We start from the raw sequence: 25,541 nt of genomic DNA on the forward strand, positions 1-25,541 counted from the left end.
AATTTCGGCAAACGCACCTTCCTACGGTTCGAACAGAACGGTGATCGAGGTCCCGGCGTCTTCGCCGCCACTACAACGCGGGCAGCAAACTGCGCGATGCGCAGGAAGCGGGTTGTGCAGACCTTCCTTAGTGACGCCGTGGAGCAGAAGGCCCGTAACAGCCAGCAAGGCTGGAGCGACAACTCGGAAATGGCGGCGACATACACACGTAGATATACCGCGAAAAAGGGACGTGAGATTTCTTTGAAACTCCAGGAACGACTCGATGACAAGCTCGATCGCAACAAGTGAAGGCACTTCGACTGGACTCGTGCCCCGCCTGCCTGAGACTGCGTACACGAGAAGCGGCATCGAGTTTCGACCATATGAAAATGTCTGGCATTGGACCGATGGACCCTTTCGCCTACATCTGGACTTTGGCAAGGTGAAGGTGCATGCGGCATTCCCGCGCGATTCCTTGAAGCACACGTTGCTGGTGTTCGCGAAACGTAGCTCGGCATGCCATGTCAGCAACCTGTTCGGTGTATTTCAACACTTTCTTGCTCTTAGGGTGAGCTCGGCGCCGCTGATGTCGATAACTACCCAAGAGGTCTCCAATTATGCTGCTTGCCTCAAGGAACACGAGCGGTGGCGCGTCGGCACATTGAATGTGCTCCTTCAGAAGTGGGCTGCCCTCGGACATAGCGGCGTTGAGCCCGACTGCACGCAGTATTTGCGAGAGCGGCGCAAGCCAGGTAATGAAAAGGGGGCCGCCGTACGCACCCGCGACCCTGAGGCCGGTCCATTCAGTGAAGCGGAATACACGGCCCTCTATAAATCGGTAGACGCGGCGTACGGCTCGGGCGAAGTGCCGCGATGGATCGCCGTCCTGACCCGGTTGCTGTTCGCGTGCGGCGGGCGGATTTCTCAGTACGCCTCTCTCAAGGTGTTGGATCTGGCCGGGCGCCAAGCCCCCTTCGTGCTTAGTCTTCCACAGGTCAAAACAAGGGAAGTGCACTCTCGTGTTTCTTTCAAAGAGTTCGACCTAAGTCCGCAAACGGGCAGGCTTGTGCTGGAGCACATCGAAGATTTGAGGTCGCAGGGCTTCGATAACGACGCGCCGTTATTTCCTGAGTCAATCCTGATGACGCTGGGGCCAAAGGAGGAGCGTCGAGTTTCCAGCGACCTGTTCTTCGACCACTTCACGAGCGATGGGCTTTCCAAGCTGTATAGCGCAATCATGAAGCCGATAGCGCCGCCGACCGCACGTCTCCAGTTCGAACCGATGCCGGTCAGTCCAAGTCGATTTCGGTACACGTTCGGAACCCGACTTGCGGAGGAAGGCGCCAGTAAAGCTGTCATCGCGGACCGCCTGGGTCACGCGGATCTTCAGAACGTAGACGTGTACTTTGAAGCCTCCCCGAAAAGTATTGAAAACATCGATAAAGCGATGGACCCTCAACTTGCACCCTTGGCGCAAGCCTTCAGGGGGCGCCTCGTTGAGGACGAGGAACACTCGACACATAAGGGCGCTCCGGGTAGTCGCATCATTGACTTCCGCGTGTCAAAGGCGCCCGTCGGAAGTTGCGGCTGCAAAGGCGAAGGGTGCGGATTCTCCCGCCCGACTGCTTGCTATACCTGTTTCAAGTTCGAGCCCTGGCTTGATGCACCTCATGAAAAGGTGCTCCGGCGACTGCAAGATGAGCGAAAACGCTGGGAGGGCGACGAGCGACTGGCGGCTGTTAACGATGACGCCATCCGGGCGGTACGAGAGGTCATTGCTGAATGTGCACAGGCCAATGAACAGCGCAGATCGGGAGGGGCCGCATGAACGCGCCTGTCCTTCATTTCACTCCCCGTGCAGAGCTGGAGCCGCAGGCCAATCTCGAGGCTTTCATTGCGCTCTGCAGGAATTCGGACGTGCTGGGTGCCCGGGAGCAGTTCGATAAGAACGCTTGGGAAGTTGGATACGTCAAAGGACAGAACAAAGTAAATCGGGTTGGGTTCAGCACCCTCGAAGCATCCCGCGAAGACAGGTCCGAGCCGAGCCTGCCACATCCGTTTCTGGACTTCGCGAAGGCGACTATCGTCTACCTTCACGATAAGCGCCCGGTCACGTCTCAAGCTCAGCGCATCGCGGCTCTTCGATGTTTAGAGGCGGCGTTGCGAGAATGGAACAAGGCGTCGCGCCCGACGGCGGTTAACGTTGAGGTGCTGAACACTGCGGTCGAGTTAGCCAGAAAGCAGGTCTCGGATGCGGTGGCTTACCGTATTGCCGGCCAACTGCAGCTGATTGCGGAATTCATGAATTCGAAAGGCTTCATCTCGCTTCGGCAGACATGGGTCCATGGGATGAAGAGGCCTCGGGAGCTCGGTTCGCGAATCTCTAAAGAGGCTCTCGATGCTCGCCAGGAGAAATTACCTTCCGCAGCGGTGCTACGGGCGCTAGGCGGTATCTTCCAAGAGGCGGTTCAACCGGCAGACGTGGCGGTGTCCAGCTACCTGGCGGTGATGCTCTGTGCGCCGGAGCGGATCAACGAGGTGCTCCGATTGGCGCGCAACTGTCTGGTCGAGGGCGACGGGAGATTCGACGGAAAGCTTGGCCTCCGCTGGGCGGGGTCCAAAGGTGCGAAGGACACGACGAAATGGCTCCCCACCCAGATGGTCCCTGTGGCGAGGCAGGCTATTTCCAACCTGCTGAAAGTGACAGCACCCGCCAAAAATATAGCAGCGTGGTACACGGACAATCCGAACACGCTTTACCTTCACGACGGCGCGGCGCACCTCCGCGGTCAAGAGGTCCTTACGGCAGCAGAAGTGGCGCTGATACTGTGGGGAGATGAGGGTGCGACTAACCAGGCTAACACTTGGGCTCGGGAGACAGCCGCATTGCCGAAAGTACAGCTCGCCGGTCGCAAGGCTGGGTACTGGTTCGAAGACGTTGAGCGCGCGGTACTGGGAATGCTTCCGGAGACCTTTCCGTTCGTTCCGGGCGCTCCTGAGCTTCTGTGCAAAGACGCCATGGTCATCATCCGGACCAACGAGATGCACGCGCAGAAGGCGACGTACCTCTGCATGATTACTTGCGTCGACTACAGCTCGATAACGAATCCGCTCGGGGCACGGGAGGGTCAGTCTTCTATCTTTGAGCGCTTCAACTACACGGAGGACGACGGTTCGCCCATCGAGCTCCGGAGCCATGCTCTTCGGCATTACCTGAACATGCTCGCCCAGTTGGGTGGTCTTAGCAACGCAGAGATCGCTATCTTCTCCGGTCGTAAGGACGTTCGTCAGAACAGAGCCTATGACCACATGAGCTCGGACGAGGCTCAGGCACCCATCAGCCAGGCTCTGAAGGCGGGTTTTACAGCCGGCCTTATTCCTGCGGCGACGCGGGATTTGATAACGCGTAGCGAGTTCAAGAGGTTTGGGGTCGTCGCCGCCCATACGACGGAATATGGCTGGTGCATGCACAACTTCGCTAGCGAGCCATGTCAGATGTACCGCGACTGCATAAACTGCGAGGAGCAGGAGTGCGTCAAAGGCGATGCGCACAAGGAAGCCAATTTGCGCCTGCTGAAGGAAGAAACTGAGTTCCTTCTGAATGAGGCGCGGGAGGCGTTGAACGACGAAGAGTACGGTGCCGACGTCTGGGTGGCGCATCAATCAAAGACGCTGGAGCGCGTGAACGCCCTCCTGTCCATCATGGACGACCCGTCGGTACAACCTGGATCTCGGATTCGGCTCAATCTGGAGAACGCTGCCCTCATTACCGCTGACTCCACGCAACCCATCTACTTCCTCAAAGCCGAGGAACAAAAGCTGCTGCCATGAAGAAGACCCGCGCCCCTGATCTGACCGCAGAGCGTATCAAGCTTGTGCTCGACACTCTGGATGGGTGGAAAGGCAAATTGACTTGGGACCTGCTGATTGGAGCTATCCGGAAGGACACCGGCATCACTTACTCGCGGTTCACGTTCGCGGAATACACGGAAATTGCCAACGCGTTCTCGCTGAAGAAAGACGCTTTGCGGGGCACCTGGAAGGGCGAGCGCGGTCAGCCTCGGGATGAACGCGTTCGGGCTGCACTTGAGCAGGTCGAACGGTACAAGGCCAAGGTCGAGCGTCTTGAAATGCAAAACCAACTGCTCCTGGAGCAATTCGTGACTTGGGCGCACAACGCCGAGCGCAAGGGGGTGACGGTGATGATGCTAAATGCCCCACTGCCCAAGCCCGAGCGCGACCGAACCAAAGGGGTGAAGTGATGGCGAGCGGACAACACCTTACAGAAGAAAACGTCAAACTTGGGACCGGTGCATTTCGACGCTGAAACGGCGCGGGGCACGGCTATCAAGAAACGAATTGCCGCCGTTGCCGCTTACGCTCGGCGTGCCGATTTCTTGCGGTCCTGCAACAGCGATGCTGGCTCGACTCCCAGAGCGTCAGCGATGCGCTCGATGTTATAGATCGTCACGTTCTTTTCGCTGCGCTCCAACATCCCTACATACGTACGATGGACGCCGGCCCTCTCTGCAAGGGCCTCTTGCGAGAGATCCAATTCGATGCGTCTTCGCCGAACGTTAGCGGCGAAAATGGCAACCAGGCGGCACTGTGTGGGAGCAACGGACATCCATGAAATGTCCGTCGTTGCATACTTTGATTCTACATACTAAGATTAGCATTTTTACTGTAGGCGCCATGTGCGAGTCGTTCTGCACTCGTGCTCATGGCAGACACCCAGCACACCCATGCTTTTGACTCAGACGACCTGGGAAGAAAAGAATCCCGTACGCCGACAACTAGTCAGCCCCTACACCGCCTTCCGATGCGTGGCCGTATCCAGCGAGTCCCTTTGCTTTTTAATTCAGCATACCCGCGGGGACATCGAAGAAGATTCACTTCCCGTGGGCACTTACCTTGTGACAAAGGCCGAGGACGTTCTCGAAGTAGTTGGACAACTCGAAGCCGGGTGCAGTCGCGTTTATGCATTTCAGACGCAACCACTGGAAGACGAGCGATGTGTCATGAACGCGATTGCCGATATCAGGAGCTATTGCGAAGACGGCGTGACTTGGTTTTCATATGTCACCACAGACGGCACCATTACTCCTTGCCTCCCTTGGCAGCCTCGTGCGCGTTCCGACCACAAATTGAAAGTTGAGTGGTCGTCAAAGCGATAGCTTGGAGTCAAGGTCCGTGTCAGCGATCGAGTTCCGTGACGAACTGCTTGAGAGGGGATGGCCCGACGATATCCAGGTTGCCGAGCTGGCCGACGAGGCACCCGGCCCGGAAGCGACAACATTTGCGATCCGGGCGCAAGCGAGCGGTGACCTGCTGGGAGTGTGGTGTGCGCCCCGGCATTGCTTCCTTTACCCCGACTTCCAGTTCCACCGCTCGGGCGCAATACGGAAGGACGTTGCCGACCTCCTCGCCGTCCTGCCCAGCGAAGACGATCGCGGAGGCTGGAGACGGACGTTCTGGCTATATTCGCCGCATGCGTTGCTTGATGACCGGACGCCTGCGGAGATCTTTTTTGACGATCCGGCGCGGGTGATCGCTGTTGCGCGAGAGGAATTTCTGGGCGATCGCGAGGCGACCTGGTGAATTTTCAACCGGCCCCTGCTGGCCCGTGCGGCGGGCCGGATTTCCGTCTCGCGCATGCTTGGCACTCTGCGGACTGGGTCCGCGGCACGGCGAGGTGATAACGAACAGCAGGCGGCCCGCTGGCCGATACATTGGTAGCATTTTTCCCGGGGGCGAACCATGACTGTGCACATCATCCAGAATCGCCAGGAGTATCGCGAAGCCCGACAGACACTCCTCGATCTGGTTAGACGTGACCCGATGCTTGGCACGCCGGAGGACGACCAGCTGTTGGCACTGGCAATCGGTGTCGAACGCTACGAAGTGCAGTATGTCCTGGATCTGCCCGCTGGCTCCCGACTGACGATGGTCGCGAAGCACGGCTGGAACGCTGACGGCTCTCACCGGTTTCTGCTGCCGGCATGGGAGCGACGGCGGCTACGGTTCGCGCTGGGCCTGCACACCCCTCTGACCCAGGACGACCGTCAGGTTCTGCAGCAAGTCGTGCCCGTGATTGAGGACGCAGGCGAGCCGTACGCAGTGCGGATCGCGGACGTGCCCGAGCCCCTGCGGGAGGAATTGAGGGAGTGGTGGCGGATGTGGTGCTTGCCGTTGTTCGACCCGGATGGCTGCGGCGACTGTATATATGTGTGGGACTGGTCGGACTGGCTCGACAGGCGGGTTCCGGACCTCCCTTGAGTCCAGACCGCCGCAGGACACCAGTCCCACAAGGTGACGTTGTTCGATCGCGCTGTAATGCGTCGCAAACGACGCATTACTAATGCATTGATCCATCGGGATGGGGCGGGACGACCGGCGCGCTCCCAAACGACGCAGTTTTACGCAAGCCGTCGGCGGCGTCGTTCGCCGCCTTGACTGGATGGTGCAAACTTTCGTGCTCGTGCGGTTTGCGGCCGTTTCGCTCAGTTGCGAGCGATTTGCTTCGGTGTTGCCCCGTCCTGCTTTACTAGCCTGAGACCACCCTGAGGACGTAGACCATATAGTCGAGCCAGTTCTTCGAAATGAAGGGAAAGCGCGCCAACGAGGTCTTCGTCCGAATACCCGAGGGTCGTAGTTAGGTTGTTGATCAAGCCGTTCATGACCGTAGACGTTTCAGGGGCGAAGTCGAGTGCTTGCGGTTCCTGAGTTCGATAACCACGGCTCGACATCTGTCGCCAAAGCCATTGTGATTTGTTGCTATCGATCCTATGAAGTGACGTTGCGCGCACAATCAAGGCTGCCATCGAGACCTTCCAGAACGGCTTCATATAGGCAGCTTTTTCCAACGTCAGATTGCTAAGGTACGGCCCAATATCGTCGGCTGGCATGAGCAATTCGGATGCGAACTGATCTGCTTCCTCCTCCATGCTCGGCGTCGGATAGTCGTGCATCACAAGGTGTCCGAGTTCATGCGCGAGCGAGAACCGCTGCCTATCGGCTGGTCGATCTTTGTTTAGAAAAATCAACGGCGGTAGCCCGGCAACGCGGTAGCTAATGCCGTCCACTCCAGCGTCTGCCATTTCACAGAAGGCGACGATGCATCCCGCCCTTTCGGCATACTCGACCAAATTACTAACGGGGCCGGACGGCATATACCAGGCGCGACGGACATTGCGTGCTATCTGTGCCGTATCCCCGTTGAAATCATCAAGGTCATAGTGCGGAAACGGTAACTCCGGTGCGATATCTGCACTTTCCAGTAAAGTTCTGACATGGCCAATGCGGACATTGATCTCAGCGATCAATTTGTCGATCACCTTTTGTCCCGTCGCCGCTCGCTTCCTAAACATCGGGTGCGCACTCAGCGGCGCGCCGTACACGCGCTCCGTACGGCAAAAGAAAGAAACCGGGCAGTCCAACGCGACGCCCAATTTCTCTATTACGTCGTCCGTAGCCGGCCGAAGTCCCTGTTCAAGCTTTGAGAGAGTTCCTTGCGCAATTCCGGCTCGCTCAGCGAGTTGAATTTGTCCCAGCCCGAGCATCCGCCTGCGCAGTGAAACAAGCTCAGGTCGGAATGTCTCCGCCAGCGGCTGCCTTGTCTTGAGTTCCATCTTTCCGTGATCCATCTGTTTTCGGCTTGATAACGCGGTCGGCAACTGCCATTCCGTCCATCATCGGGGACGGGGCAAACGGCATTACCGTTTGCGTGTCGGTGCCCGACTCGCCATGCACGTCGATTTTCCAAAGGATCTGCTTCTTGTGTCGCTGCACCAGTACGATTTGCTCGATCTCGGTTTCGTCTTTCGAGAGCACATACAGCAGTTCCAGCCTGGCGATCCCGCCGAAAAGATCCTGAATCTGATCGTGAAACGCCAGAGCGGCCTGCGTCGGATAGTTGCGAGACAGAAGCGACTCTTCTGCCTTCTTCATGCGAATGAAAATTCGGTCATCGATCAATACCCCATCCCAATTGCGCAATGTTTCGACGCGCGCGGTAGGGTGTCCATCGAATCGTACCTTGGCGTGCGAGATCAACTGATTCCACATCAGGTTTGCACGCACGCGCTTGTGCTGCATCCGCGACGCCACTGGGCTGGCGAGCCAATCTTTCCATGCCGAAGCATAGATGTGCTGGAAATCAGCAAAATAAGGGAGCACTACCTTGCGCACTTCTTCTTCGGCGATGAAAGGCATAGCAACACTCAGGCAAATGACATGGGCACTATGATAGCGGCTGACTACAAAATCAACAACAAAATATTCCAAAAATTATTCCATCCCCTCCGGCGGTGTTAGTTGCTCGCCCTACTTAGTGACGTGCCTCAGTTGACAACGGTTCGCCGGCGCGGCGGCCATGAGTAAAGTGGGCCGTATGCGGATTGACCATAGAATGAAAAGCAGAGAGCATGAAGGCCTTAATACATGACCGAACATGCCATCTGCTTCAAGTGCATCGAGGACGAGGTACTACGCGGCCACGGTGAACCCTTAACGATTCGTGGAGCTTGATGAGAGGGAGTGCCTTAAATTTCGTCGATGCTGACGCTTGAAAGCCGTTGATAGCTCGCGGCGAGGATGTCTGGGCGGCGCCCCAAGCGGGCGGTGTAGTATGCTTCAGAAGGTTCAATGTTGAATGGACAATAGCCTTGGCCGCCTTTGACTTCAAAGAAATAGCTCCCCCGAACAAAGGGGAGGATCGAGACCAATTTGAGTTGTTCGCACGCGAGTTTCTAACGATGAAGGGGTTTGCCGTTTTGATCGATCCCGATCGAGGACCCGACGCAGGACGAGATCTTGTAGTCGAAGAAACGCGCACTGGCGTCGCGGGCGAAACCAAGGTCAAGTGGCTAGTTAGCTGCAAACATAATGCCCACTCTGGGGCATCTGTTCTGCAAAGCGCCGAGAGTGACATTCGAGACCGAATTGAAACACACGGTTGCGCGGGGTTTATAGGATTCTATTCAGCCGTCGCGAGCAGCGGCCTAGCCACGAAGCTGCGTGCTCTAGAAAAGACTTATCCCACCATCGTTTTCGACCGCGAGAAGATCGAAGCCTCGTTACTGGCATCCCGAGAGGGAATCGTGCTTGCCCGCAGGTTCATGCCGGTCTCAACCTCATCGTGGGAAAGAGACCATCCGAAAGCTGCGAAGATATTCGCAGAAGAGCCTTCTCTGAAATGCAAAGCTTGCGGTAAAGAGCTTTTGGGCAAGCATCCAAGTGGAATCGTCGTTAGCTGGCAAACCTATTCCGAAGAGGCGAATCTTTCATTCAAGACTAAGCATGAGCATGTATATTGGTGCTGCAAGGGCGATTGCGACGCTCGGCTTGAAGAGGAGTTTGCAAAACCAGGACTTATTGATGGGTGGGAAGATATTTCGGATTTAGCGATTCCGATCGCATACATTCGGTGCGTTATGTCGACGTTAAATGAGTTGCACAACCGTGAGCAATATTCTCAGGAAGCATTCGACGCGACAAAAGAGCTGCTGCTGAATCTTTTCCCCATGGTTGCGCGAGAGCCATCAGCAAACGACCATGAGCGAATCCAAAGCCTAAGCGCGATTCCTGCGCATTTTGGTGGTTGGGGATACGAATGAGGGGATCGGCTTCGGCCGGGGTTCCCGCAATACTTGGACGTTACCGGACGCGGTGAAAATGTGCGCGAGGCGATCCTCTCCGTAATCTTTGAACGATCGAATACGGCTGGAGTGTATGCCAGCCCACGGTGCGTCTATCTCGTCTCGGTCCGCTACCGCCTGATGGCGATCGGCAGCAAGCGACCCGCTGCTGCCGGTCGCCATCTCGGGAGCCATGCGGCCGTGTTGAATGTACAGCGGCCATTCGAAAATCGGGAATGGTCAGCCGCGTGCGAGTCGCTTACCGGACGTTCGCATCTCAGCAGGCAGCGAATAGCCGGTCTCAACGAAATCAGCTACTCCGGGTATCGGCGGGGCGAGTAAAAGTTCGACATTGCGCTCGGCGGCATTGCCCCTCCTCGTGTCGCCGTTACCCGTGGACAAAACGTGCGCGACTTAGGGTAGATAAAGGGAGAAGCTATGGCCGCGCAAGTGTGGCGCGCGGTCCCGCCAGGTCGTGACGCACACAACGAAACGCTAGTCGACGGAAGTCGGCTCGTCTTCGTTCTGTGCAACGGGTGCAGTCCGCTTTGCGCGGGGAATCCTCGTCGCGGCGGTGCTTTCGCCAGACCGTTCTCTCGCCAACCGCTTCAACAGCTCTGCTACCGGTTCATCGCTCGGGTCCTGCGGAACGAGTTCGCCGCGGAATGCCTTGGCGAGCAGCGCAGGCGTGAGCGCGCTGGCAGTGGATCGCGCACTATTTAAGCGAGCCTCAAGACGGTCGGCGAGTGCGAATAGATGCTCGACGCGGCGGACTATTTCGTATTGTTCCGGCAACGGAGGCAGAGTTAGCTCAAGCTCCCGAACCCGCTGACAATTCAGAGCTTGCGGGCCTGTGCCATTTCCCTCTCTGCGGTTGGCCTCGTACTTTGCCTGAAATGAGTACCACAAGTACTCCGCGTGAAGAAGGCCCTCGAATGGCACAACGGCAGCGACATTCTGATTAATCGTGGCCGGAATCTTCAAAACTGCCGATTGACCTCGCGTTTTCCCTTCTCCGATCATCGCGATGAGCACGGTATCAATCGGCAATAATTTGACCGAGCACGAAGAGAACCCGTCGTCTGTGATTTGCTCCCTCGTCTGGTAAATGAGATTGTTGCGTACCTCACCCGAGCTTACCCATGGCACACCCGCGCCCCACAGTGCCTGATCCGCCCGTGATGGCGTGCTGCCATTTGACACCATACCCACGATGCCGACCGGGCAATTGACCCATCCCAGAGGCAGGTCTGGTGACTCTCGAATCAGCGAAAACAGTTCAAGAATCTCGTCCCGCCGTTTACCTTTGAGCTCGACAGAGAGCCTCTCTTTCAGCGTACGAAACTCCGCTCGCCGGTTGGGCGAATCTGTCGATGGCGACGCTTGACGCTTCGTCCGCCAGTCCGCCGTCAAACGCCCGGATGTAGCAGCGGAAAGGACTGAGAGCCTAAAACGCGCCGTAAGTGCAGTCACAGAGTCGAGTCGTTCACGGCACGCATCCACTCGCGCCAGCACGGCGTCGAGTTTCTCTGCGATGCGTTTTTGCTCGGGTATGGGGGCGAGCGCAATCTCATGCGATTTTAAGATTCCCTGACTAATGTTTTGTTGCGCGCCCCCCTGTCCCTTTTTTACTAAGGCACGCTTTGCATTCATCAAAGCAAAGAAAAGATATCGTAGGTGAACGACCTCACTACTTGGTCGACAGAATGCGATGGCTTGATTAGTTGCGCATTCAAAGGTCGTGATGCCGAGCTTTCCTATCGATCCGTACATCGCAACCAACAGGGTGTTCGGCTGCAACTTCTTCGCTGCGCTATTTACGAGCCCTTCATTCGTGATGCTTGTGGCCGCTGAGTCGACGTAGCCATCGTTGAGATCTCCGATGACCAACCACGGGAGGGTACCTGACTCGTAGTAGCTTTTGACGCTCCGAGAGGGTGTCCCTCCGCTCCCCCATTCTCCGAGAACGGAGAGTGGAACCAATTGCCAGCCATCTGCGAGGTTGTTCATTGCTCGGCAGCCTCCACACCCAATTCATCCATCAAAGCCCGCAGTTCATCAAGCGCGCCCTCGATCTCGTCAATTACTTCCTGCGCCAGCACCTCGGGCTTCTCAATCTCCCCGTCAGCACCGTCGCTTTCATCCTTGAGCCACGCTATATCTAGACTATCGCCGCGCTTCGAGATGTCCTCGCGCGAGAAGTATCGGAATCGCCCTTCTTCTCCAGTGTCAACTCGTGCAGCGCTACCATTTGGCGCGCTGCCATAGGCTTTCTCAAACTCGGCGAAATGCGCTCGGGTCAACGGCGTGCGTTTACCGAACTGCGGCATGTTTGCTCGAAGGTCGTAGACCCACACGCCAGCTGTATTGTCCTTTTCGGTCTTGCCTCGGGTGAAAAAGAGAACGTTGGTCTTCACGCCTTGCGCGTAGAAGATGCCCGTGGGTAGGCGCAAGATCGTGTGCAGGTTGCACTTCTCCATCAGATCGCGTCGAATGTCCGCGCCCGTGTGTGACTCGAAGAGCACGTTATCGGGCAGCACAACCGCCGCACGACCACCTGGTTTGAGTGCCCGGTAGATGTGCTGCAAGAATGCGAGCTGCTTATTGCTCGTCGCGTACGTGAAGTCGTCCCGCGTGGGCAGGCCTCCGCCCTTCTTGGTTCCGAATGGGGGATTTGTGAGTATCAGATCCGCCTTCGGCAGTTTCTGACCTTCGCTCGAGAGCGTGTCGCCGTACCGGATCCCGCTGCTTTCCCCCGACTCAAGATCGTGCAGCATCAAATTCATCAGTCCGAGTCGGTGCGTGTCCTGCACTAGCTCCATGCCATGAAATTGCAGCCGGTACTTCTTGTAAGCCGTTTGGTCGAGGGCCTCGATATCATTGTGCTCGCGAATAAAGTGATTCGCTGCAATGAGAAACCCGCCCGTACCCGCAGCAGGATCTTGGATTACCTCCCCCAACTTCGGCTGCATCAGATCTACGATGCTATCGATGAGCATTCGCGGCGTAAAGTATTGCCCCGCGCCAGACTTCTTCTCACCGGCGTTCTTCTCCAGCAAGCCTTCGTAAAGATCGCCAAGCCCTTCAGTTTTGGCTGAGTACCAGTCGATAGTGTCGATCGCCGTGATGAGCGCGGTTAGCGTCGCGGGCTTGTCGATGAACGAACGCGCTGCCGCGAAGATTTCCTTCGTGATGAGCGAGCCGTGCGTGCCAAGGTGAATGAGCATCACCTTGTAGGCTTCGAGCCGCTCGGGCGCGGCCTTGCTCTCGAGGTCGTCCCAGCGATAGTCCTCCGGCAGCTTGTCCTCAGTGCCCGTCTCCTTGGCCATTTTGAGGAACAATAAGTAGGTCAATTCGGTCACATATTCGTGATATGTCACTCCATCGTCGCGCAGGACGTTGCAGAGGTTCCAGAGCTTCGCGACAATGTCAGTGGTGATATTGCTCATCAATCAATTCTCTTTAGTTCGAAGCGGCTTGCTGCCAGATGGCTTCATTCATATCTGCCAGTACTTCGGGGAGTTGCTGCTCAAAAATTTGATTCAGGCGTTTGAAGCCACCCTGTTGCCCGAAAGGGCCTTCGTTGATGGAAACATCATCGAGCAAGATGTTGGCTTTGATCTGCTTCGCGATACGCTTGAGCCAGTCTTGCTGCATCGGAGGTAGTTTGCGGTCATGGATCACGCGATGCACGGCAGCGTCTACGCGCTGGTCGAACGGGATGAGCGCGTCGCCAAGCGCGGCCTGCCGCACAAAGCCCAGCACACGCGCCGCGATCTCGTGATTCGATTTCTGCGCCCACGCATGCGTGAGCGAGTTTTCATTGAAACCCGCGCGATCGAGCGCGACCACAAGCTCCCGCAAATCCCGGCGCGTCAGCTCGCGCGGACGCTGCACCACAGCGATTAGTGCGGGAAAGGTGTTGCTGTTTTCTTTCACAAACTGCGCGAAGCGTTCGAGATAGTCCTCGGGCGGACCATATACCGGGGACACGTCAAGGAGTGAATCCTCGTGTGAAGATATCACGAGCGGGTCCGCGGGTACGTCGCGCTTGCGATCGAGAGTCTCGCCGAGGCCAACGTTGTTCGTCCACCATTCCGCCAACTTCTTGATGTCGGCGGTTCTGATGAACTGCGCGAAGTCTTGCGGATCGCAACCCGCGTGTTTAAGCGCGTTGGTCTGTGCCTCAGTCAGGTGGCGTGTTTTGCGCTGCCACTTCGCGAGCAACTGCTCCCGCGCGCGCTCCGCAATGGCCTCGTCAGGATGGTCGGTGATTTCCTTCGCCAGCTGCGCGAACCCGATGTTCGGATTCTGCACAACGGGCTTCATGCTGGTCACGGCTTCAAGATTCGCGTAGAGGTCCACGGCATCGAAGATGCGGAAGACTTCTTTCTCGATCTCGTCGCATCGGCGCGTCGCGCGCCCAAGCATCTGTTCGTACAGAATCCGGCTATTGACCCGGCGCAAGAAAACAAGATTGCTGATCGATGGCACGTCGATGCCGGTCGTGAGCAGATCCACGGTCACCGCGATTACTGGCAGCGCCTCGTTGCGGTAGCGTCGGATGAGCTGCAAAGGTTTGTCTGCCGTACCAGTAATTTTAAGCACCGCGTCATCTTCGATCTCGATGCCCTTGGCTTCGAACGAGTCTTTCAGCAGCCGCACAACCATATCCGCGTGCACGTCGGTCGCGCAAAAGATCAGCGTCTTATCCGGGCCTGCGGGATTCAAATAGTCTGAGAGCGCATCGCAAACTATCTTGTTGAACGCTTCAGTAATAACCTTGCGATTGAAGTGCCCGACATCGAAGTTCAGTTCATCAGGCGTCTGGAACAAGTCCATCTGCTGCGTGCCCGCGTTGTAGAACTGAACCTGCTCGCCGGGTTTGTAGTGAATGCCGCCATCGCTCAGGCTGGTGCGAATGCGCAAGGCAGGATCATGGTCGATGAGATGGCCGTCGAGGACGGCCTCTCTGTACGAATAGACGAAGACGGGCAAGTCGAAAATCTCGGTCGTATGCAGCGCGGGAGTTGCTGTGAGTCCAATCTTCACCGCATCGAAGTGATCGAGCACGCGCCGGTACTTCGAGATGTAATCCCCTTGGTCCCGAAACTGCACCTCCACATCGCTCATCTCGCGATCTAGCAAATAGCCCCTATGGCATTCATCGACGACTATGCAGTCGTAGGAATCGACTGGCAAGCCGCCATCATCCGAGTAAAGCACGCGCTGTACGAGACCCTGCACCGTCGCGATATGGACCTTGGTATCTGCCTCGGGCTGCTGGTCGTCAATCTCCTTGATCCCAAACACATCAGCGAAGCGTTGCAGCGACTCCATCTGCGTTTCCTTGAACGCATTCGCGGCCTGCTCGCCGAGCGCAGACCGATCGACGAGGAATAGAATGCGCCGGAAGCGTTGGGCCTTGAGCAGCCTGTATACAAGCGCAATGCAAGTCTTCGTCTTGCCCGTCCCCGTTGCCATCGCGAGCAAGATGCTCTGCTTACCCTCCTTAATGGCGTCCTCGGTCGCGAGGATCGCGCGCCGCTGATAATCGCGCAGAGGGAAGCCGTAGTTGAACTCCATGCTGTTGAGCTTTGCTTCCGCGCCGTCGATATCTTGCTTGAGCAACTCGCGCACGCCGCCCGGCGTCCACCAGCCATCGAGCGTCTTACGATGATTGGTCGGGCGACGGAGGTCACAAAACCAGATGCCACTCACCTCGGCGAACTGACGCTGGAATGGGCGACCGTTGGTCGCGAACACGAGCGGCACGCGAAACTGGCCCCATTGCGCGAGCATCGGCGCGTTCGCCTCATCCAGCGCGTCCTTCGCATACCGCTTGGCTTGGTCGATTGCCGAGACGACGTTCTTCGCGCCGCGCTTGGCCTCGACCATTGCAACGCATTCCGCGCCGATGAATAGCGCGTAGTCTGCGGGGCCGCTCGCAGTTGGCCACTCGGCGATGGCGAGGTAACGATTTGGCTCCGGGCGCGTGCCCGCGCTATACCGCAGCGCAACCGAGTCTGCTTCCCAGCCCGCTTCGCGAAGTTGCAGGTCGATAAGCTCGCGCGTGGCTTTTTCGTCGAGAACGATCAGACTTGCGGCTTTGTCGGCTTGCTTTTGCAGCTGGACCAACTGTTCCTTTGGCTGCGCCGCGGCTTTGGCCTGCAATTCGGCTAGCTGCGCTGCCGAGTCTGACTGCAACTGCGCGAGCCTGCTTTCGAGCGTACCGACCGCGTGGCTCCCGTCTATTGCGAGGGATTCCCAGAGTTTCGCTTCTTCCTTGGCGTGCACGGCGAGTTGCTGCGCGGTCTGCACATGGCCGGCTTGCTCTTGGAACTTCTTCTGAAGGTCAGCTAGCTCGGCCTTCAGTGCGGCCGATTCATCAACTGGCGCCGAGGGCGGGATGAACGCACCGCCTTTGAAATCGGCATTGACGAACGTGCGGTGGAACCAGAACCCAAGCTGCGTCGCGACCTTGAGGCCCTGCAACGCTGCGCGGTGATCGCCGGAGAATTGATGGTTCGCCTCGTTCCCCGCCTGGCGGAGCCAGTGAAACAAATCCGCGGTATCGCGTGGCAGCCAGCCGCCGCCTTTGAGCCGCGAGAGCAGTGCGGCCTGATTGCCTTCGTTGGGAGCATAGACGCCCACGCGCGCCGCCACTTGCTGCGCCATCGCCTCGCCAAATTGGCGCAGCTTGAGCAAACTCGTGTTGGGATCGTCGACGAAGTACCGCTCGGCAGCTGCCCCGAGAACGGCCAAGTCTTCCTGCGCGCGCGCCATATGCGCAAAGTTCGAGCGAGGCTGGGACATGTCTAGTTGTTCTCCTACGGCGCGCTCGCGCCCCCGGACCGGAATTTTACCGCAATATCCTCGGCGGTCTGCGAACGTTCAGTTCCGATATTGCTTAGCTTTCACAAACGCATCCGGATGGCCGCTTTTAGCAAATCCTCATCCGAGGTTAAAAGGATGCAGTGGACAGACGCAGATATGCTTAATCCAGCGTCCAGTTCTAAAAGGGAACAGTCATTCGAACGTCTTGGCGGCGGCTACGTTGAATGACTGAAGGTGGCCGACCGCTGTCCCACGCGCCCGCCTGAACCCGACCCACACGGGACAGCCGAGCTGCTCCGAAGCGGTCAGTCCAATGCACGGTACGCCAGTTCTATGGTCTAGATTAGCTCGGCGACGCGTACGATGATGAGCGCGGCCGGTACGAGGATTATTTGTGCGCACACGGTCCCAAGAACACGTGCACCGGCAAGGGTAGTGATAGCTCGCCTAAAGCTATTCTCGGAGATCCGGCCTTCGATCACGTCGTCCGTCATGACAGAAACCTGCGGGTCGATTACCACCGCCAGAACCACGGTCGCAAATCCATTGATGACCGACGATAGATTGGCGCACGTCACGCGCAAATCTGGCTTCAGGTATCCCGCGTAGAGTGACGCGAAAACGCCGACCGTCCAGATGGCTATCGCGAAGACGTTGAGAGCTATCACCCTTTCAGAGACACCCGCACCGCTCGTCAACTGAGAGATGTTTTGGCGTGACGGGATGCGTGCACCGTCACGCATATAGTTGATGCCGCCGCGACTGAAAATATGGAGCAAAAGGCGCGGCAATGAACGATTGGCTTGGAAGTGCTCGACTGCGCGACTGAAATAGCGCTGGAACGTTGGGATCAGCAACGCGCCGACTATGCTTGCTGCAGTGGCCGTAACCAGAAAGAGCCGAAAATCACCGAGCAGCTCACCCTCCAGATGCTGAGCGATATCAAGCTCTACGCGCTTGGCTATGAACGGCCATTGAAACGAGTTCGCGGTTCGGGAGACAAGCGCGATGATCCCGAACAGAGAGAACGACACGGCGATACGCCGCGTGCGAACACCTGCGATCCGTACCGCATAGGCTAGCGTCGCGATGACGTGGATTACGAATGTAAGTCCGCAGATGATGAAAAGCTGGGTGTCCATGCTATCGCAACGAGGTTGGGCAAGAGTTGGAGTCTACTGGAGTGCCGTCCCCGGACCGATCCTCAACAAACTGAAGATCGATCTCGTCACGAAGCTTGGCTCGAAAGCCTCCAGTGTCGCGTCCTGCGCTTCAGCGGAGACCAAGCGTCGACGACCGAGTGCGGCAGACTACCGATTCGACCACGCGGAACATCTGATTTCCATGTATCGCTTGCCGGACCGCCTCTGGTCGGCTAATGTCTGATCGAACGTTTTGGTCACACGATCAGCGATTCTTGCAAAGGGACAGCAGTCAGGGGCGCTTCTTCAACACATCCGTTTTGTTGTCTAACACGATACGCTGTAGACGTGGACGCCCATGACACGGTCTTCACCAACTGCTGATCTTCAAATAGAACGGCCGCAAAATCGTCGATCGCGAGTGTGGACGGTATTAGGCCACGATGCATCTCTGCAAGGAGGTTGACACGTCGTTCAGAGACATGAGCGTTGTGGTAGTGGGCTGCGCATGCTCCCGGAAGTAGCCCCAAGCCGCGCTGGACTCCGTAGTTTCCCTGCTCGAACGGCCCCCCTAGCGCCGTCTCAAACCAGCACATCGCACCAGCACTCATTCCTGCAAGCAGAACGCCGCGATTCCATGCTTCCTTCATCGCAACGTCGAGGCCCCATTCCCGCCATACTGCAAGGGCAGATCGGAGATGGCCGCCTCCCACGAAAATTGCGTCCTGACTCAAAAGGTGCGGCTTGAAATCGGTGTATGGAATGACGTTTGGACCCCAGCCGTTGAAGAACGGAAGGTTCGACACCTCACAGTCGAGCGAACCGTATGCCTCGTAAAACTTATCGATCTGCGCACGGTTATCGCCACTTGGAGTCGCGACGAAACATATACGCGGCCGAGGCTTGTCGATGAGCCGGTGTATGTATGCATCGACTAACGATGGTTCTTTTTCGGTCGTAAATCCGCCTCCGCCAATAGCCAATATGCGTCGCATTCCTTTTGCCTCGAAAACGTACCGGAGTCATTGTTGACGATTTGGGCGGGCGTGTCGAACGGCCGGTGATGGCAGAAACTGAGTCCGACAGCCTCCGGTCCAGTTCGACCGAGGCCATGTGAAAACGTAAAAGTACTCGGTTTTCGGGCGTCGCTTTACTCTTCCCAACGCGCCGCCAAGCCAACATAGCGCGATCTGGAGGGTCGCCTTGCTCGACCTCCGCGTTTAGCCAGCGTTTTCACACGGCCTCGACCGAGAGTGTGTGGAAACGTGCTGATCGCCTATAGTGAATCAATACATCTTCCGGTGATGGCCCATGAAGCGATACATCGAGTGTGCAGCACGAGACCAGATCGCATTGCTTCCAGAAGCTCTTGAAGACTATGTCGATGTTGAGAACCCCGTACGCGTAGTCGATGTCTTCGTTGACGAACTTGATCTCGCTCAATTGGGTTTTGAACGTGCGGCACCAGCATCGACCGGCCGGCCTGGCTATTACCCGGCAACACTACTAAAGCTGTACATCTACGGGTATCTCAATAGGCTTCAATCGAGCCGCAGACTAGAGCGCGAAGCTCAGCGCAATCTCGAACTTATTTGGCTGCTCGGGCGGCTGACACCCGACTTCAAGACGATTGCCGATTTCCGCAAAGACAATGGCGACGCGATACGTGGGGTTTGCCGCCAATTCGTCACGATGTGCACTCGCCTTAAGCTGTTCGTCGATGCGACCGTTGCCATAGATGGAAGTAAATTCAAGGCGGTGAACAACCGCGACAAGAATTTCACTGACCGCAAGCTAGAGGCTCGCGTCGAGCAACTCGAACAGAGCATCGCTCGATACATGGACGAGCTGGATCGTGCAGACCGTGATCCAGCAAACGTACCCGAAGGACGCGTTGCGCATCTGCACGAGAAGATTTCGAAGGTGCGCGAGCATATGCGCAAGATTCGGGAGATCGAGGTGCAAATGAAGGCCAGTCCCGACGGTCAAATTTCGCTGACCGATCCCGATGCTCGATCAATGGCAACCAGCGGGCGCGGGACAGGCATGGTCGGCTATAACGTGCAGACCGCAGTTGATCTCAAGCATCACATGATCGTTGCCCACGAGGTGGTCAACGTCGGTCACGACCGGAATCAACTTGCCTCGATGGCGCGACTCGCGCGGGAAGCCATAGATTCGACTACGCTTTCGGCGTTTGCAGATCGGGGCTACTTCAAGAGCGAAGAAATCATGCGTTGCCAGCAGGACGGAATAACGCCTTTAGTGCCGAAGCCGTTCACTTCGAACAACAAAGCCGATGGTCTGCTCGATAAACGGGACTTCGTTTACATCGAAGCCGATGACGAGTATCAGTGTCCCGCGGGTGAGCGTGCGATACATCGCTTCACCACCTTCGAGGCAGGACTGACCATACACAAATACTGGTCGTCCGCCTGCCCCAGGTGCGCAATGAAACCGCAGTGTACGTCCGGGGTTAACCGAAGGATCACGCGTTGGGAGCATGAATCGATACTGGAAGAGATGCAAAGTCGACTCGACAACATACCGAATGCGGCGAGGTTAAGACGTCAGACTGTTGAGCATCCGTTCGGAACGTTGAAGTTCTGGATGGGCGCCGCACACTTCTTAACAAGGACGCTTTCGAATGTCCGAACCGAGATGAGCTTGAACGTGCTTGCATACAACATGAAGCGGGCGATCAAGATCCTCGGTGCGCAAACCTTGATGGCAGCGATACGGGCGTAAGCCCTGTTCACGCGCTTAAGGCGTTGCCAGCTTCGGCATTCCCAATCGGGCGTTGCCTCGTTCGACGCAAACACTGGGCGGGTGTTTTCACACGGCCTCGACCCATTCGAGTCACTCTGTCTGCATTAACAGCGGTCCGCTGCCTCTCGAAGTGAGACGTTCGCATGCAGCGCTGTTATCGCTAGCATCGCCTTCCGGCGGTTCCGCGATTTACCCTGCCCCGGGACTGCTTGATTTAGGCAGTAGAGTGAGAGAAGATGACTGGTCATTCGTTATCAAGCTGCATGCCCTGTTCGAGTCGGCACTCGGCTATGTCGTCGGTCAACGCCTCGGTCCTGAGGTCGCAGCGGTAGTCATGCGGCCGGACATGAACGGCTCGAAGGGCAAAGTGGCGTTCGCACGCGCGCTCGGCGTGATCAACGACGGCGAGGTCCGGTATCTTGACCTGCTCTCGAAACTGCGCAATCGCTGCGCGCATGGCGTGCGGCAGGCGGTGGAGTTCTCGCTGCCGGGTTACCTCGCGAACGTTTCGCCGAACGAGCGCAAACAGTTCGTGCATGCACTGCACGGCGACCAAACCGACCGGCCAGTCGCCCTCGCGGGCCGTACCACTACGGCGGCGAAGTTCGCGCTCGACAATCCGAAGATCGAGATCTGGCTGATCGCGATGTGGATGCTTGCCTCCTTGTACCTGCTCAAGGAACTGGAGGATCTTGTCCGCGCGAAGGAACGTATGCTGATCGAGGCGTCGCTGCGCCGGCAGCAGCCGGTCCTAAACGGCCTGTTCGCCGCGCTGAGAGGCAGCCCCTCTGCTGCGGCCCAGCTCGCCACGGAGCTGCTCGGGACATCACCTAGCGCGTGCCGGCACTCCGTGGCGTCTCCGGCTCATGTTCGCGCATAGTGCAGCAGGACGTGACGACTAAGGCTAATCTCAGGGAGCGTTATCAGCCGAAGAGTAACCTCGCTGCAGACGCTGCTTGACCGGTTTTCCAGAGAAAAGTACATATCTTATGGCACTACTTCGAGGGGATGCACTCGACAACTTCCGGCAAATGGTCGTCTCGGCGAAAAAGATTGAGCCGCACTGGCATGTCGGAAGTGACCATTGGCTGGACAGGGCGCTAGTTAAGCTCTGGCGCCAATATATTGAATTGCGAGCAGAGATCGAGGTGGCCGCGAGCGATGCGGCAAGCAAGGCCCAAGCAGACCTTGAAATGTGGCGCAAGCGGCTCTCAGAACTTAACCCCGACGCACTGAGGGAGGAAGTCGAGAAGGAAGCCCGAATGATCTCGGCAATCGATGCTCAACCATACGAAAGGGTTGCTGCCCGGTTCAGCGGGCGCCTAATGCCACTATTCACGGAGGTGACCATCCTCTCGGCGGCATTATGCGAAGCCGACATTAATCTTGCTCTCGAGTGGGGATGCTCGTTCATTGGCAAGCCGGAGCTGTTCGTACTCATCGAGTCGCGCACGACCGTGGATAAGTGGCGGCATGGACCGAAAATGTTGCTGTCAGACTATTTGCTTCCCTCAGATTCAGGTGAGTTCGAAGCATTGGGACGGGTCTCTCGCGAACGCAATCGGCTGATCCATCCTAAGGCCCATGTTCAAGTCCAAGGGAGAAAGAATCGCCTCGCCGAGAAGCACAAGAGTTTAGGAACTGCCGAAGTGCTGTTCTGGTTGCCTCGCTTTTTCAGTCTTCCCTTTGATTTGACCGATTTTCTGCGAGGCTGCACGCCGGTCAACGGAGCGAAATTTCCCGTTTTGTCGCATCGGGGCGAAATTAAGCGAGCGAGCCAGCACCGACTAGCATGCGCGGTCGATCTGGACTCGTCAGGCGAGGGCGTGAAAAAAACAGAAACGACCGCTTCCGGAAGGCAACCGCCGCTCAGCAGCAACCTTTGAATGTCGCTTCCTTGTCGGTCGTTGCCAAACAGCGTCCCACTGCCAGGTTCGACGATCGCCTCGGGCGCGCGGTCCATGCAAGCTCAGCACCATTCAGACGTGGTGTCCAACGCCGCACAGCACCGCATGTATTGCGCCGCCCGCGCGCTTTGCATCAGATCCAGCCGAATTTCCCGTCTGCCGTCATGTGACCGATGACCGTTTCGATCGCACTTCGAGGTTTGATAATCGCGCTTCCGCGTGCGATGCCCCGCCGCAAGCACAAGGGAGGTAGATCTTCACGCTGTCGATCGCGACATCCTTCCAGGCACGGGCAACGATAGCGAGGACTTAGGCTCATCTGTGAATCCGACATGGGGTGGTCGAAGCGAGATTCGGCAACGGGGAGCGAGCCATCTTGTAAGCCGTCGGACGGCAGCGGGCACCCGACCAAGTTTCTCATTTGACAATGTATTCAGTCATGCCGCGCCCTGTTCGCCCGTCACGTCGAGCGCAGCCAAGTCAATCACCGGAACTAAGCTCAAGCGATTGTCTAGTATGACTTCGACCGGTGATTTCCCATCAAGCTCGTCTCGCTGACGCCGCATGAACGAATGGATCACCCAAGCGTTTGTTTTCGCATTGGCGAACGGGCGGAGAACCGCGACCAGCCTCGCAGGCTCGGCATCGAACTGCCATTTTGGGTATCGAAACCCTCTCGCCTTCCCTGGTGGAAGCAGGGCATACAGTTCACCGTTCTGGCGCTGATCATTGATCGTCCGCTCGTTGCGACCCGCATATTAGCGGGCAAGTAGGAGCGCAAGGTTGTCAGGGCTCTCGTATTCGACGAGAGCCAGGCGCCTTCCCCGAGCACGGGCTCCAGGCAGCAAGTCAGCGACGACTGCACTGCGTTGGGCCAGCCTAGTATGCCTAGCTGCTCCGTCATTCGGAACATTGCCGCTCCGCACAGTTTCTAGAGCGGCCGTCAGATATTCAATGGCATCCCGCGTAGCATTTGCGACAAGTGTCCCCGCGATCTGGCCAGCAAGCTTGCGCAAGGCAGCTTTTCCATCAATCCCCCCTGTGAGACCGGACATGCGTATACGAGCGGCCGCGTCTATGCCCAGCTCACTGTGCGACGCGTCGGCACTGAGGGCGGGCGGGATGATATCGGTCAACAGGCCCGTCAAGCCAACCCAATTCTCAGTCGACCGTTCTTCCGGCCGTTCGACGATTTCCCTGTCTAGCTTGCAGGCGAACGGCACCAGCCCTTTCGCTTGATCGACCTTGCGTTGCTCCCTGCGATCCAGAGCAGTCGTGGTGCACCTCTTGTCTACGCGCTCAGAGCTTTCCAGCTTCAAACTGTTCGGCCTTGCGGCCCTATGTTTCTCGCAATCGCCTTTTTTCATCGCCATATGCTCTTGTACCGACAACATTCTTGCCGCGATAACCGACCCGACTGGACGGCTGTAATAAATCAATACTTCGAGGTCACGCACGTGACGCTACGACGACAGTTCTGTGCCGCGCGCGCGGCGAGGACGATGGTCGTACGTCCGCGTCGGGGCCTCATACCCGCAAATCGAATGGCGCCAACTCCTTGTCGGAAGGCTCTTTGCGGTATGCCGGTACTCTTGTAGCACGCGGCGCCAGACGTTGTAAAACAGCTTGGAGGCATCGCTCGCTGATCGCCGACGCCAATGTATCGGGCAGCGCTCGAAGGCTGTGCGGTGGACCGGCACATGTTTTTCGGCTAACACGGGGCTTCTTTTTGCGGATGGGCACGCGTGATCGCCGTGGCAATTATTTGTGGATAACTTCTGTTCATTACTCCCCCGCACCCCCTCATGCCAACGAGAGATATTGTTGCCAAAACGTCCAAAGCGACGAAATGCCGAAAACAACCGCCGCGGGGCATTTGCGTTAAAGCGAAGTATTACCCACAGTTCGGTGGCTCGCGTCGATTTTTTGCGTGGAATATGCGCGTAAAACTACGTGTACCCACATTGTTTGCGCATATGACGGCATGAAACTGCCCAACTTAGAGGCATTGCATCATCTGCCAACACTTTTTAGTGTGGATAACCGTTCTAAGACGAATATCGCGCACTGAGGTCAGAAAGGCCCCGGATTGTCCCGCCAGATCAAAAGTCTGGCAGGATTTTCCGGGGCCTTTTCTATTGATTCGACGGGATCAAACCACCCCGTCCAACCTCGTACTCAAACGCTCGATTTCAACGCCTCGAGCAAAGGCGGCAACCATCTTTCCTCGGGTCCTTTCCGGCGAATCAGCGCCACAGGCCGGCGAGGCAGCGGCGGCGACACGCGGATCGTCCTGACTTTATCTCCCGCCGCCTGGCTGCGCAGAATCGGCGAAGGCAGGACGCTGATGCCCACATTCTCGGCAACCAGCTGCAGATTCGTCGACGGTTGGCTGGAATTGACGATCGGTTCAGGCGCGGCCAGTCCCTCCTGGCTGAACATTTCCACGACCGATCGGGTGAGGAGCGAATCGGCCGGCGGCAGAATCCATCGCTCGTTGCTTAGCATGTCCCACGACACGCTTCGTCGTTCGGTGAGAGGGTGAGCGGTCGCGGCAATCACCTCCATGTTCGCCGTGAACAACTTCGTGATGTCCAGTGCCTCCGTCCTCATGCTCGGCAGATCCAGCGAACTGATCAGAAAATCCAGTTCGCCTTCCTGCAATCTGAGGAACAGATCGGGCACCGCGGCTTCGACCATCTTCACGCGTATGGACGCATCGAGGCTGAGTAGCCGTTGGAAAACACCGGGCAGATAACCTTGCGCGATGAAATGAGGCGCGCCCACGTTAAGCGACAAAATCTGGCTGTCGCTCAGGGTCTCTTGACGCAGTCGCTCCAGCTCGCCCATCAGGAGTTTTGCGCCGCGCAGCACCGTCGTCCCGTACTGGGTCGGCACCACGCCACGCGCGTCGCGCTCGAACAACGGAACGCCGAACGCGCTTTCCACCTCGACCAACGCCTTGCTCAACGCCGGCTGCGTGACGTTGAGGAGCCTCGCTGCCGAGTGCAGGCTTCCGCTCTCCTCCAGCGTCAGCAGGATATGCAGATGCCGGAATCTCAACCGGCCGACGAGTCGGCGTAAGCCCTCGCTGTCTTTTTCTGCTGGCGGCACGGTGATTCCAAAAAGTTTTCGCTAGATAAAATCATATCACTATCAGTAATTTCATCGGATGCGTAAACTCCGAACACAACAACTGCTCAAGTTATCGACATGCCGCCTGCTTTTCGCTCTTCGTTATAAGACGTGGGGCGGATGCGGAGACG

Annotated in this window: 19 protein-coding genes and 1 pseudogene; 10 read left to right on the forward strand and 10 right to left on the reverse strand. The window is 57.3% G+C overall.

The annotated features are described in order from the left end of the window. From HHL14_RS32815 to HHL14_RS06975, 4 genes and pseudogenes are all read left to right on the forward strand, one after another. A pseudogene (locus tag HHL14_RS32815) lies at positions 1–291 on the forward strand (hypothetical protein); the annotation flags it as partial. After that, on the forward strand, positions 266–1,810 hold the full coding sequence (locus HHL14_RS06965) for a site-specific integrase (RefSeq protein ID WP_169496862.1): 1,545 nt from the start codon (positions 266–268) through the stop codon (positions 1,808–1,810). The pseudogene HHL14_RS32815 and the gene HHL14_RS06965, both read left to right, overlap by 26 nt. Continuing rightward, a complete protein-coding gene (locus HHL14_RS06970) occupies positions 1,807–3,813 on the forward strand; it encodes an integrase (RefSeq protein ID WP_169496863.1) in 2,007 nt (668 codons plus the stop codon). Before HHL14_RS06965 ends, HHL14_RS06970 begins: the two co-directional genes overlap by 4 nt. Further along, positions 3,810–4,244 (forward strand): hypothetical protein, encoded by a 435-nt coding sequence (locus HHL14_RS06975; RefSeq protein WP_169496864.1) that lies wholly within the window; start codon positions 3,810–3,812, stop codon positions 4,242–4,244. The genes HHL14_RS06970 and HHL14_RS06975 overlap by 4 nt, the downstream gene beginning before the upstream one ends. Before the next feature lie 113 nt (positions 4,245–4,357). Here HHL14_RS06975 and HHL14_RS06980 read toward each other — a convergent pair whose 3' ends face one another. After that, a complete protein-coding gene (locus HHL14_RS06980; RefSeq protein ID WP_169496865.1) occupies positions 4,358–4,609 on the reverse strand; it encodes a helix-turn-helix domain-containing protein in 252 nt (83 codons plus the stop codon). 566 nt (positions 4,610–5,175) lie between these two features. Between HHL14_RS06980 and HHL14_RS06985 the strand changes: the two genes are divergently transcribed. After that, the gene (locus HHL14_RS06985) at positions 5,176–5,583 is read left to right on the forward strand and encodes a hypothetical protein (protein ID WP_329601629.1); all 408 of its coding nucleotides are present in this window, start codon (positions 5,176–5,178) and stop codon (positions 5,581–5,583) included. Between the two features lie 159 nt (positions 5,584–5,742). Continuing rightward, a complete protein-coding gene (locus HHL14_RS06990; protein ID WP_169496867.1) occupies positions 5,743–6,261 on the forward strand; it encodes a hypothetical protein in 519 nt (172 codons plus the stop codon). A 224-nt stretch (positions 6,262–6,485) separates the two neighbouring features. On the opposite strand, the gene HHL14_RS06995 is transcribed toward HHL14_RS06990, so the two are convergent. Both HHL14_RS06995 and HHL14_RS07000 read right to left on the reverse strand, forming a co-directional pair. Beyond that, positions 6,486–7,613, reverse strand: coding sequence for a helix-turn-helix domain-containing protein (locus tag HHL14_RS06995; RefSeq protein ID WP_169496868.1), 1,128 nt, complete (start codon positions 7,611–7,613; stop codon positions 6,486–6,488). After that, the gene (locus HHL14_RS07000; RefSeq protein ID WP_169496869.1) at positions 7,567–8,268 is read right to left on the reverse strand and encodes a hypothetical protein; all 702 of its coding nucleotides are present in this window, start codon (positions 8,266–8,268) and stop codon (positions 7,567–7,569) included. The genes HHL14_RS06995 and HHL14_RS07000 overlap by 47 nt, the downstream gene beginning before the upstream one ends. Before the next feature lie 380 nt (positions 8,269–8,648). Here HHL14_RS07000 and HHL14_RS07005 point away from each other — a divergent pair, with 380 nt between their 5' ends. Further along, a complete protein-coding gene (locus tag HHL14_RS07005) occupies positions 8,649–9,599 on the forward strand; it encodes a PDDEXK family nuclease (protein ID WP_169496870.1) in 951 nt (316 codons plus the stop codon). 516 nt (positions 9,600–10,115) lie between these two features. On the opposite strand, the gene HHL14_RS07010 is transcribed toward HHL14_RS07005, so the two are convergent. The 5 genes from HHL14_RS07010 to HHL14_RS07030 all read right to left on the reverse strand — a co-directional run bounded on the left by HHL14_RS07010 (position 10,116) and on the right by HHL14_RS07030 (position 18,594). After that, the gene (locus tag HHL14_RS07010; protein WP_169496871.1) at positions 10,116–11,630 is read right to left on the reverse strand and encodes a restriction endonuclease subunit S; all 1,515 of its coding nucleotides are present in this window, start codon (positions 11,628–11,630) and stop codon (positions 10,116–10,118) included. Next, on the reverse strand, positions 11,627–13,069 hold the full coding sequence (locus HHL14_RS07015; protein ID WP_169496872.1) for a class I SAM-dependent DNA methyltransferase: 1,443 nt from the start codon (positions 13,067–13,069) through the stop codon (positions 11,627–11,629). The genes HHL14_RS07010 and HHL14_RS07015 overlap by 4 nt, the downstream gene beginning before the upstream one ends. 13 nt (positions 13,070–13,082) lie before the next feature. After that, positions 13,083–16,436, reverse strand: a complete 3,354-nt coding sequence (gene hsdR / locus HHL14_RS07020; RefSeq protein ID WP_169496873.1) for a type I restriction-modification system endonuclease — start codon at positions 16,434–16,436, stop codon at positions 13,083–13,085. A gap of 359 nt (positions 16,437–16,795) precedes the next feature. Then, positions 16,796–17,599 (reverse strand): lipid II flippase Amj family protein, encoded by an 804-nt coding sequence (locus tag HHL14_RS07025; protein WP_169496874.1) that lies wholly within the window; start codon positions 17,597–17,599, stop codon positions 16,796–16,798. Between the two features lie 257 nt (positions 17,600–17,856). After that, positions 17,857–18,594 (reverse strand): Type 1 glutamine amidotransferase-like domain-containing protein, encoded by a 738-nt coding sequence (locus HHL14_RS07030; RefSeq protein WP_169496875.1) that lies wholly within the window; start codon positions 18,592–18,594, stop codon positions 17,857–17,859. 316 nt (positions 18,595–18,910) lie between these two features. Here HHL14_RS07030 and HHL14_RS07035 point away from each other — a divergent pair, with 316 nt between their 5' ends. From HHL14_RS07035 to HHL14_RS07045, 3 genes are all read left to right on the forward strand, one after another. Further along, entirely contained in the window at positions 18,911–20,347 is a 1,437-nt protein-coding gene (locus tag HHL14_RS07035) for an IS1182 family transposase (protein ID WP_169496876.1), read from the forward strand. A 247-nt stretch (positions 20,348–20,594) separates the two neighbouring features. Beyond that, positions 20,595–21,248, forward strand: a complete 654-nt coding sequence (locus HHL14_RS07040) for a hypothetical protein (RefSeq protein ID WP_169496877.1) — start codon at positions 20,595–20,597, stop codon at positions 21,246–21,248. A gap of 109 nt (positions 21,249–21,357) precedes the next feature. After that, the gene (locus HHL14_RS07045) at positions 21,358–22,254 is read left to right on the forward strand and encodes a hypothetical protein (RefSeq protein WP_169496878.1); all 897 of its coding nucleotides are present in this window, start codon (positions 21,358–21,360) and stop codon (positions 22,252–22,254) included. 779 nt (positions 22,255–23,033) lie between these two features. Here the strand turns inward: HHL14_RS07045 and HHL14_RS32820 are convergent. Together HHL14_RS32820 and HHL14_RS07055 are read right to left on the reverse strand one after the other, a co-directional pair. Next, positions 23,034–23,732 (reverse strand): hypothetical protein, encoded by a 699-nt coding sequence (locus HHL14_RS32820; protein WP_206002236.1) that lies wholly within the window; start codon positions 23,730–23,732, stop codon positions 23,034–23,036. A 721-nt stretch (positions 23,733–24,453) separates the two neighbouring features. Next, complete coding sequence (locus HHL14_RS07055) at positions 24,454–25,389, reverse strand: LysR family transcriptional regulator (RefSeq protein ID WP_169496879.1); 936 nt, start codon at positions 25,387–25,389, stop codon at positions 24,454–24,456. Positions 25,390–25,541: the final 152 nt, after the last annotated feature.

Origin of the sequence: Paraburkholderia antibiotica (assembly GCF_012927125.1) — a bacterium.
Lineage (GTDB): Bacteria > Pseudomonadota > Gammaproteobacteria > Burkholderiales > Burkholderiaceae > Paraburkholderia > Paraburkholderia antibiotica.